Genomic DNA, 9,528 nt, shown 5'->3' with positions numbered 1-9,528 from the left:
TATATTGCTGTTGGTGGCGGTGGATTGATTGCTGGTGTCGCTGCTTACTTAGGTGAAGTTGCACCGCATGTAAAAGTCATTGGTGTTGAATATGAAGAGTCAGCATGTCTTAAAGCTGCTCTGGAAACAAATGAACGTGTGATTTTACCTCATGTTGGTTTATTTGCTGATGGCACTGCTGTTGCTCAAATCGGTGAATTACCTTTTGAAATGGTTCGCTTGCGCAAATCTGATAATTCTGGACCTATCGTTGAACCTGATATCATCACCGTAAATACAGATGAAATCTGTGCTGCGATCAAAGATACATTTGATGAAAACCGCAGTATTGTTGAACCGTCTGGTGCAATGGCTTTAGCTGGTATTAAAAAATATGTTGCTGAACATCAATTGACTGGCAAAAACATGGTGTCAATTGTTTGTGGTGCCAACATGAATTTTGATCGTCTACGTTATATTGCTGAACGTACAGAGTTAGGAGAACGCAAAGAAGCGATCTATGCCGTCACTATCCCAGAGCAAAAAGGAGCATTCCTTCATTTTTGTCGCGCCTTACAAGGTCGAAACATTACTGAGTTTAACTACCGTGCAAGCGATAGTAATCAAGCACAAGTATTTGTTGGCATTAGCTTAAAAGGTGGCGAAACTGAACGCCATGAAATTCATGAAATGCTCAAACAGCAGTATGAAGTGGATGATTTATCTGATGATGAAGTTGCTAAACTTCACATCCGCTACTTAATTGGCGGACATGCAAATATTGAAAATGAACGTTTGTTCCGTGTGGAATTTCCTGAGCGACCTGGCGCACTCTTAACTTTCCTTGAGCGTTTAGGCCCGACACATAACATCACATTATTCCACTATCGCAATCACGGTGCTGCTGAAGGTCGTGTTCTTGTGGGATTACAAGCAACTGATGCAAAACAGAATCCAGATGGTCTTGTAGAGACTTTAGAGCAAATCACATATCCTTATGCTGAGATTAGCGATAATATTGGCTATAAGCGCTTCCTTAAATAAGCGTATAAAGATAGTGATAAAGCCGACTTTATGTCGGCTTTATTTATATTAAATGAGTGTAGAATTTCTTGAAGATTTGACAAACAAAATCATTACAAATCGACGAGTTATTCCATTTAAAATAGATAAAAGTATATTTTTATCATTTAGTTAAGGATAGATATGGCACAGTTCGCAGTCATTGGTTTAGGTAGTTTTGGAGCAACTGTCGCATTAGAACTCACCAAACTTCATCATGATGTTATTGGTATTGATACACTAAAAAGAAATGTTGAGAATCTGGCAGATCAAATTACACACGCAGTTATTGCAGATGCGACTGACGAACATGTTTTGGAAGAACTAAATATTCAAAATTGTGATGCGGTCATTGTTGCAATTGGTGAGGATATTGAAGCGAGTATTTTATGTGTATTGAACCTAAAAAGTTTAGGTGTAGAAAAGATATTAGTAAAAGCAAAAACCAAAGCACATCATACAATTTTGTCTCACTTAGATATCACTAAGATTATTCATCCAGAAGAAGATATGGGGGTACGTGTTGCCCAAGCTTTAAATTACCCAATGGTCAGTCGCTATATGTCACTTGATCATGATCACTATATTATTAAAGTCCCTGTGAATGAAAAACTCAATAATGTAAATCTCTCAGGCATCCTTGCTCAAGAACCCAATATTAAATTACTCCTATTGAAACGGGATCAACAGATTCTTTATGAAACAGATACCAACTTTACCTTAAAAACAGGTGATGTCCTGATCTTAGAAGGCTTGCTCAACCATCTTAAAAAACTTTCAGGATGTTTCAGCTAGAATGTCAATGCAAATGAATTCCCAGAAAATTTTTAACCTAAGCCCCCCATCCTTACTTGCGATTGGTTTTTTAAGCTTTATTGTTATTGGAACAATATTGCTTAAACTCCCATTTATGCAAAAAGAAGAATTGAGCTGGATGGATGCGCTGTTTACCGCTACGTCAGCGGTAACAATTACTGGACTTTCTGTCGTAAATATTAATGATACGTTTAACCACCTTGGCCAATTTGTGATTTTGCTGTTGATTCAATCTGGTGGTTTGGGGTTCATGACGTTTGCAATTCTAGCTGCACTTAGCCTTTCCCCCAAGGTCGGCTTAAAGCAACAAATGATGGCTCAAGATAGTTTAGGACAAACCAGCTTATCGAAAGTTACATTTGTTGCAAAAGGCGTCGTGGCGTATACACTGCTTTTTGAGTTAATTGGGGTCATCATTTTAACGACCACTTTTACGCCTATCTATGGCTTTGCACGCGGTCTATACTATGCTGTGTTTTATAGTGTTTCAGCTTTTAATAATGCTGGATTTTCATTATTTGATAATAGCTTAATGAATTTTCAACACAACTATTTAATCAGTATTACCATTAGCTCACTCTATATATTAGGAGGTATTGGCTTCCTTGTGTTAATGGATATAAAACAGCATAAACGCTGGAGCAAATTAAGCCCGAACAGCAAGTTAATTTTAAGTGCGATTGCAATTTTAAATTTGGTTGCTTTTATATTGGTTTGGATTTTAGAGTCAAATAATCCTTTAACGCTCGGCCCTATGAGCTTTAGTGAGCAAGCTGCAAATGCTTGGTTTCAAGCAACAGTCCCACGCTCCTCAGGGTTTAACACAATTGATACTGGAGCGATGAATCACAGCACTGGGCTTCTCACCATGTTATTAATGTTTATTGGCGGTGGATCACTCAGTACAGCTGGCGGTATTAAGGTCGGCACATTCGTTGTTTTATTTTTATGCGTAATTTCTTTCTTGAGACGCAATGAAGAAATACGCATTTTCAATCATTCAATTTCACATGAAACAACATATAAAGCGCTTGCAGTCACGGCGATAACAGGAATGTTGGTGTTCTTCGGTTATTTTATTTTATTAGTCTTAGAACCAGAGCTTGATGTTTTTGATCTGATGTTTGAGGTCGTATCAGCGGCATGTACCGTTGGTCTTTCACGTGGCCTTACAGGTGAGCTACATGATGGCAGTTTATTCGTGCTCAGCATATTAATGTTTACTGGAAGATTAGGCCCTCTTACGCTGGCCTACTTAATTGCAACACCGAAGAAGAGCCGTTTAAAACATGCAAATGCCAATATTCAGATTGGATAATGCTCTACAGGCTGCTCAATGACAATGACCTGCTGACATATACCGTCAGCTTGTCGTTGCCTTTCAAATACTGCTTTAGTCATCACATCAAAATGATCACAGAAGCTAATTTCATGCTCATCTATTGAGTAGATTAAAGATTGATTTCCTGTACCTTCCAATGTGTCATAAAACACAATAATAAACTTACCCTCTTCAAATGCTTGTTGAATTTCAGCATAAGTTAAGGCAGCTCCAATTGGAATCTGAAGTCGTTTCGCTTCAACAAAAATTTGCTTTTCTTTTTCATCAACATTAGGGTCTGGTGCAGTATAAAAAGAGACCTCAAACCCTAGTTTTTTCAATGCAACAGCCAAAGCAATCGTAAATGTTCCATCAATTTGATCATGACCAGATAATTTAATCAGGTCAGCAATATCAATATGCGTTTGATATTGCTTTAAAATCAACCAAATTGCGAACACACCACAATTTGCTTCAAGCTGCAATAATGGCTCTGGAATATTTAAGCTCATTTAGTACCAATTCATTAACGATACACCCAAGCCAACATATGTTGCTCGGTGGTTATAATCAATTAGGCTCTCACCATATCCATCAAATAATTGCAGATGTCCACGTAATTTACCTTTGATTGGAAATGCCCAATCAAACTGTACAGCACCATGAGAACGATCACCGCCTTTAAGAGAGTGACGTAACATCAAAGAAAAATCATTATCACCTTTGCGATAAAAAGCGGTTAAATCACCACGACCAATATAGTCTTTGATATCTGGATTATTATCATCTTTCGCATTTTCTTCAACGCGATACCATGGACGTAACATCAAAGCAAAATTGTCTTTTTCAAAACCTAAATTGAAAATCACACGATTCCAACTACGAGATAATGGGTCAGAACGGCCATTTGATTGATGATTGAGTGTCACACCAAGCAAACGAGCATTTAGACCCAAAATTTCGTAATTTGTTCTAAACATCAAGCTTGCTTCAGGCTCGTAATTTGTCTCACGAAATGGGCGTGATTCTTCCGAGTTAAAGACCTGCCATCGAGATGACTGAGTATAACCTAACCATAAGTCACCATTGTTTCCAAAAATATTTTCCCATGCTTTTGTCTTCAAGGAAATTTGGAACTTTGCTTCTGTTGACGTTAAATTCTGTTTGTCAGTAACTGTATTATTGGGATTTGGACTGCTAGGAAATTCATTTTTATCACTTGTCCAAAACGCAGGAAGCAAATAAACAGGCTGATAAGCACGAATATTCCATACACCAAGTTTACTTTCTTCGGATAATTCCCAACGGCGATCAAGCAGAGAAACATTAGGATCAAATTTAGGCGCTGCGCCTAATACATGTAAGTCGCTAACCTTTTGAACCACCTTATCTTTCAAAGACACAGGCTTATTTGTCTCATTCGGCTCAACTACAGGTACAGCTGCAGCAACCTCTGGTGCGGCATCTGTTTGCGCTTGTGTTGGAATAATGGTTGGTGCTTTAAAAAGACTGTCATAACATGCTAAACGCTCTGCATTAGAAGCTAAAGCAACACAGGCATCAACAGTTGCTGGACTAGCAGGCGTGGTTGCCTGAGCATTTGCACCAGCCGTAGCAAAAGAACTAAGTATAGTGACTATACTTAGTTCTAAATGACTACGTTCAAATGATTTGAACGCCATATATTTCTCCAATTTTTTCTTTTAATTTACTTGTTGAATATTAAAGCCAAGTTTCTGTAACTCTTCACGCTTCGCAAATGGTGCAACTACTGCCTTCACAGGTGTCTGCTCTAACAAATATTGTGTTGCGACACGTTTTACATCATCTAGGTTAACGTTTAACAAACGTTCACGTAACAATCTACGGAATTTAGGTGTACGTGCATGAAGCAAGGCATAGCAAGCTGTAATTGCCTCACCTGCTGGTGAACCTGGTTTGTCCATACTTGCAACTAAACCAAGAATTGCTTCTTCTAGTTGATGAGGTTGCTGCTCAGTTTTTAACAACCATTGAATACTTGCTTCAAAATCATTAAATGTTTCGACTAAACGTGGGTCGCGGTAACTATAGAAACGGAATGAACATGCATTTCCATCATAGCTTGCACCGCCGCCATATGCTCCACCTTTTTCACGAATTGCACTATGTAAGAAGCCATTACGTAAATATGCTGCAAGTACCATTAAAGGTGCGGCATCTGCATGCGCCACATCAACTGCTTGATATGCTGACGAGCAGAATTGAACATTGGCTTGAATCAACCAAGCTTCATCCTCTGAACTTTCTACACGTTCAACTTGGGTTAAGCTTACAGGTTCTTTGTTAACTTCTAATTTATCCCAAACATTTTGAATTTCTTCAACCAGACGATCAGATTGATGCTCTTCACACACCAGCAAGAACTGTTTAGGCGCTTGTAAAAGCTTTCGATGAATGGCTTGTAATTCGTTAATCAAGGATTGATATGCAGTTTCATCTTGATCAATTTTATTAACTAAATTGCTCAACCAGTTTAATGCGCCAAGTCCTGTGTTGTGATAATCACGACGAGCTAAAGCACTCATTTGACGAGAAGCGGCTTGCATTGCATAGCTATGCCCAGAACCAGACAATCGAGACTGCCAACGAGTTTTACGTTGTTGTAATAATTCAATAATACGGTCTTTCTCATCGAAACGCAGTTTTTCAAATGCCAGTTTCAACAGTTGAATCGCATCAAATTTTTGAGTAAGCGATTTCGTAGTTAAAGTTAACCAAGCACTGATGCGCTCTTTGTCATCAACTTTACTACGCAAAGATGCGCCCATACCGAGACCACCACTGACCGCAGTTTGGATTTGTTGGAATTCAAGATAATCATATTCACCAGCACCCACTTCACCCATGAGGATTGAGAGCAAATTGAAATATGGTGATTGAACAATTTCATCAGGAATCTGAATCAAGACCTGTTGGTAATAAATCCCATTAGTACCTGCATGATAAAGATTGAGCGGTGTATCCAAACCGTTACAAATGATTTCTCGTAATTGCCCCTGTACAATCTGTAGATCAGCAGGCACGTCCTCAAGTCCAACTTTTGGCAACAGTTCCAAGTTATCTGGCGTATCTTGACGCTTTTTAAGCGCTTCAGTTTTTTCTTGGATTTCAACTTTTTGTGCATCAGCCAAATGAGCCGTAATTTCAGCCAAACGTGCTTGTTCCTCTTGCTGTTCTTTCACAGACTTGCTTGCATCTGGAACAAGTGTCATTTGTACACGATGTGGATTATCTAACAAATGCGTTTGAATCAAATTAGACAACCACATTGGGTCTTTGAGTTCTTCTTTGACTTGTTCAATCGCAGAATCAACATCCCATACGTGAATCGGGTCATTATGGTGAATTGCACTGCCCAAGCCGTTTAGAATTAGGCTTAGACCATAAGGCGTACCATCACCATTGATTTCACGTTGGTGCAACTCAATTTGGTGAAGAATTGCATCGACAAGATCTGTATCCACAGGTGCAGAAGCAACATCATTTAAAACTTGTAATACACCATTTTTGAAACTTTCAGCGTGTTCAGCATTTGAACCTTGAACACCACAATAGAAAGTCATTTCAAAGTTACTGTCATCAACACCCATGAGTGGGCCCGTTGATTGAGCATAACCACAGGTTTCTAAATAATGACGTAATGGAGAAGCCGAGTTTTCTAACAGAATCCCCTCAACTAAACGCATTCCTAAACGCAGCTTAATATCGCTAGTTTCAGGTAACAACCAAGACATTACATGATAAGTCTTGTCTGTTAAATCTTCGCTATCAACCGCATAGCTTTCAGTCACTTCAACTGGTGCAGTTAAACGTTTTTCAGGCGTTGAATATAAAGTCGTCCCTTTTGAGAATTTATGTAAAGCTAATTTTTCAAATTGCTCTTGAAGGTCATATGCACTTTCATTACCAAAGGTCATGAAAACTGCATTACTCGGGTGGTAATGTGTCTTATAGAACTCAACAAGCTGCTCATAGCTCAAGTCTGGAATATCCTTTGGATCACCACCAGAGTTGTAATGATAAGTTGTCTCTGGGAATAAATGATGTGCTAGCTGATGGTAAAGTTGATCTGTAGGAGAACTCATTGCTCCTTTCATTTCATTAAAGACCACACCTTTATAAACCGCTTGATCATTTTCCAACTCAATACGAATACCCTCTTGTGCAAAATCCAGCGGATTTAAATTAGCTGCAAATGCTGCATCTAAATACACAGAAAGTAAGTTTTGAAAATCTTTTTTGTTTTGTGTAGCAAATGGATATGCTGTCCAGTCCGCCGCTGTAAATGCATTCATAAATGTATTCAAAGAACGGCGAATCATCAAAAAGAATGGATCACGTACAGGAAATTTTTCAGAACCACAGAGTGCAGTATGCTCTAAAATATGTGCTGTGCCTTTAGAGTCCATAGGTTGTGTTCTGAATGCTACTAAAAATACATTTTCATCATGACTAGTAGCTAAATGATAGTGAACTGCACCAGTAACTTTGTGCTTATATTCTGAAACTTGGATATCAAGTGCTTCTACATGATGTTGACGTAATAGCTGAAACGCAGGATGAATAGTTTGAGTAATGCTTTCAGTAACATCTACAGTCATGTTATCTCCAATTTATCTACATTAAATGATTACAATTTACTTTAGAGAGTCTACCGAAGAATAGATAGAGATATCCATGTAAATTACTATGTTTTTGTAGAAAAATTCATCGACTAAGCAATATGCCAATGCAGATCAACTTCTTAAAATTTATATAACTGAAATTCAAGGTCTAATAATTAATTTTAAATAAAATTGTCCACTCAACTTAATCTCGATAGCCTTTCCGCCTACTTGCTTAAAGCGATTTTTTGACTTTAAACAGTTTTGTTTAAATCTATCAATAGAACCCAAACCTTCATTTTGCAATAGATGGATAGCGAATCTAAATGAATCAGCAAATCAACAATTTGTAATTTTTTATGCAATTTCATTTGGATTTTCATCCTAAATTACGCACTTATTAGCTGTATTCTTTTCAACAAACTACTGTAATCCAGAGCATTAGTGTAAACTTTGCATTTTGAATTTTAATGTGATGACAAACATGGCAACTGTTGATCTTTTTGCAATTGGGAATGCACTCATTGACCAAGAATTTAAAGTCTCAAATGAGTTTTTAACACAGCAAGCTTTGCAAAAAGGCACAATGCGGTTGACTGATGGCGAAACTCAAGCTGCGTTATATCAACAGCTTCAAGATAGCCAAAGCTATAAAGGTCAAGCAAGCGGTGGTTCAGCAGCAAATACAACGGTTGCGTTTAGTGCTCTAGGTGGTACTGCTTTTTATGGTTGCCGTGTCGGTAATGATGAACTAGGTTCAATTTACCTGAACGGTCTTAATGATGCAGGTATCAAGACAGCGAAACAATCGATCAGTAAAGGTGTTACTGGCACCTGCATGGTTCTAATCAGTCCTGACTCTGAACGTACCATGCATACCTTTCTTGGAATTACAGCTGAGTTATCTGCTGAACAAATTGATTTCGAACCACTAAAAACTGCGAAATGGATTTATATCGAAGGCTACCTGTCTACAAGTGATACTGCGCGAGTTGCAGTTAAACAAGCACGTGAACTGGCAAAGCAACACCGAGTGAAAATTGCACTCTCACTTTCAGATCCAGCAATGGTTCAATACGCTCGCTCAGGCTTAGAAGAATTATTAGATGACGGCGTTGATCTACTTTTCTGTAATGAACAAGAAGCATTGATGTTCACCAATACAGATAATCTTGATGCGGCTATCGAAGCATTAAAAGTGAATAACCAACACATTGTGATTACGCAAGGTGCAAATGGTGCGATGATTATCGATCCATCAAAACAATTCCATGTAGCTGGTCGTCAAGTAGAAGCTGTTGATACTAATGGTGCTGGTGATGCCTTTGCAGGTGCTTTCCTTTATGCGATCAATGCAGGTCTCAGCTTGGAGGCTGCTGCGCAACTTGCTATCCTTATCTCAAGTGAAGTCGTAGCACAATTCGGCCCTCGTTTAAGCGTTGAAAACTACGCTAAACTCTTTGAACAATTTAAAGCGACTCAGACGGAATGTGCATAACATGGAAAAGATTTGCATGACTGAGGAAGTGCCTGAACGTGAATCACGCGCATTCGACACGATGAAAGGCACAACAATCTTTATTACCCAAAAAGATGGTAGCTTTTATGCTTACCAAAATGTTTGTCCGCACTTACAAACGGAACTTGAATACTTAGAAAAGCAGTTTCAAGATCAAGATCGTGAGTATATTAAATGTTCTACTC

The 9,528-nt window shown here is 38.5% G+C and carries 8 protein-coding genes; 5 read left to right on the top strand and 3 right to left on the bottom strand.

The window, feature by feature from the left end; genetic code table 11:
• The 3 genes from ilvA to B4237_RS12195 all read left to right on the top strand — a co-directional run.
• The coding region (gene ilvA, locus B4237_RS12205; protein ID WP_286943321.1) for a threonine ammonia-lyase, biosynthetic at positions 1 to 1,023 on the top strand (1,023 nt) is incomplete at its 5' end.
• A 162-nt stretch (positions 1,024 to 1,185) separates the two neighbouring features.
• Positions 1,186 to 1,836, top strand: a complete 651-nt coding sequence (locus B4237_RS12200; RefSeq protein WP_004879776.1) for a potassium channel family protein — start codon at positions 1,186 to 1,188, stop codon at positions 1,834 to 1,836.
• Position 1,837: 1 nt separating this feature from the next.
• The gene (locus tag B4237_RS12195; RefSeq protein WP_278595175.1) at positions 1,838 to 3,175 is read left to right on the top strand and encodes a TrkH family potassium uptake protein; all 1,338 of its coding nucleotides are present in this window, start codon (positions 1,838 to 1,840) and stop codon (positions 3,173 to 3,175) included.
• Here B4237_RS12195 and B4237_RS12190 read toward each other — a convergent pair.
• Genes B4237_RS12190 through B4237_RS12180 form a run of 3 tightly spaced genes read right to left on the bottom strand, consistent with a single transcriptional unit; the run spans position 3,163 to position 7,821 of the window.
• Positions 3,163 to 3,690: a cysteine peptidase family C39 domain-containing protein gene (locus B4237_RS12190; RefSeq protein ID WP_136457857.1), complete on the bottom strand. Its 528-nt coding sequence runs from the start codon at positions 3,688 to 3,690 to the stop codon at positions 3,163 to 3,165. The two genes, B4237_RS12195 and B4237_RS12190, sit on opposite strands and share 13 nt — an antisense overlap.
• Positions 3,691 to 4,860 carry a phospholipase A gene (locus tag B4237_RS12185; RefSeq protein ID WP_023012842.1) on the bottom strand — a complete coding sequence of 390 codons (1,170 nt, stop codon included), beginning with the start codon at positions 4,858 to 4,860 and terminating at the stop codon, positions 3,691 to 3,693.
• A 21-nt stretch (positions 4,861 to 4,881) separates the two neighbouring features.
• Complete coding sequence (locus B4237_RS12180; protein ID WP_278595174.1) at positions 4,882 to 7,821, bottom strand: insulinase family protein; 2,940 nt, start codon at positions 7,819 to 7,821, stop codon at positions 4,882 to 4,884.
• A gap of 487 nt (positions 7,822 to 8,308) precedes the next feature.
• Here B4237_RS12180 and B4237_RS12175 point away from each other — a divergent pair, with 487 nt between their 5' ends.
• Both B4237_RS12175 and B4237_RS12170 read left to right on the top strand, forming a co-directional pair.
• Positions 8,309 to 9,322, top strand: a complete 1,014-nt coding sequence (locus tag B4237_RS12175; protein WP_286943316.1) for an adenosine kinase — start codon at positions 8,309 to 8,311, stop codon at positions 9,320 to 9,322.
• 16 nt (positions 9,323 to 9,338) lie between these two features.
• Positions 9,339 to 9,528, top strand: a 190-nt coding sequence (locus tag B4237_RS12170; RefSeq protein WP_286943314.1) for a Rieske (2Fe-2S) protein, incomplete at its 3' end; no start/stop codon positions are given.

Source organism: Acinetobacter sp. UBA6526 (assembly GCF_002434875.1).
Classification (GTDB): Bacteria; Pseudomonadota; Gammaproteobacteria; order Pseudomonadales; family Moraxellaceae; genus Acinetobacter; species Acinetobacter venetianus.
This window is presented reverse-complemented; position numbering and strand designations above follow the sequence as displayed.

Bases quoted from the DNA above. Each gene is read 5' to 3' on its own strand.
- B4237_RS12175 (WP_286943316.1), top strand. From the start codon at position 8,309: ATGGCAACTGTTGATCTTTTTGCAATTGGGAATGCACTCATTGACCAA.
- B4237_RS12185 (WP_023012842.1), bottom strand. From the start codon at position 4,860: ATGGCGTTCAAATCATTTGAACGTAGTCATTTAGAACTAAGTATAGTC.
- B4237_RS12190 (WP_136457857.1), bottom strand. From the start codon at position 3,690: ATGAGCTTAAATATTCCAGAGCCATTATTGCAGCTTGAAGCAAATTGT.
- B4237_RS12195 (WP_278595175.1), top strand. From the start codon at position 1,838: ATGTCAATGCAAATGAATTCCCAGAAAATTTTTAACCTAAGCCCCCCA.
- B4237_RS12200 (WP_004879776.1), top strand. From the start codon at position 1,186: ATGGCACAGTTCGCAGTCATTGGTTTAGGTAGTTTTGGAGCAACTGTC.
- B4237_RS12180 (WP_278595174.1), bottom strand. From the start codon at position 7,821: ATGACTGTAGATGTTACTGAAAGCATTACTCAAACTATTCATCCTGCG.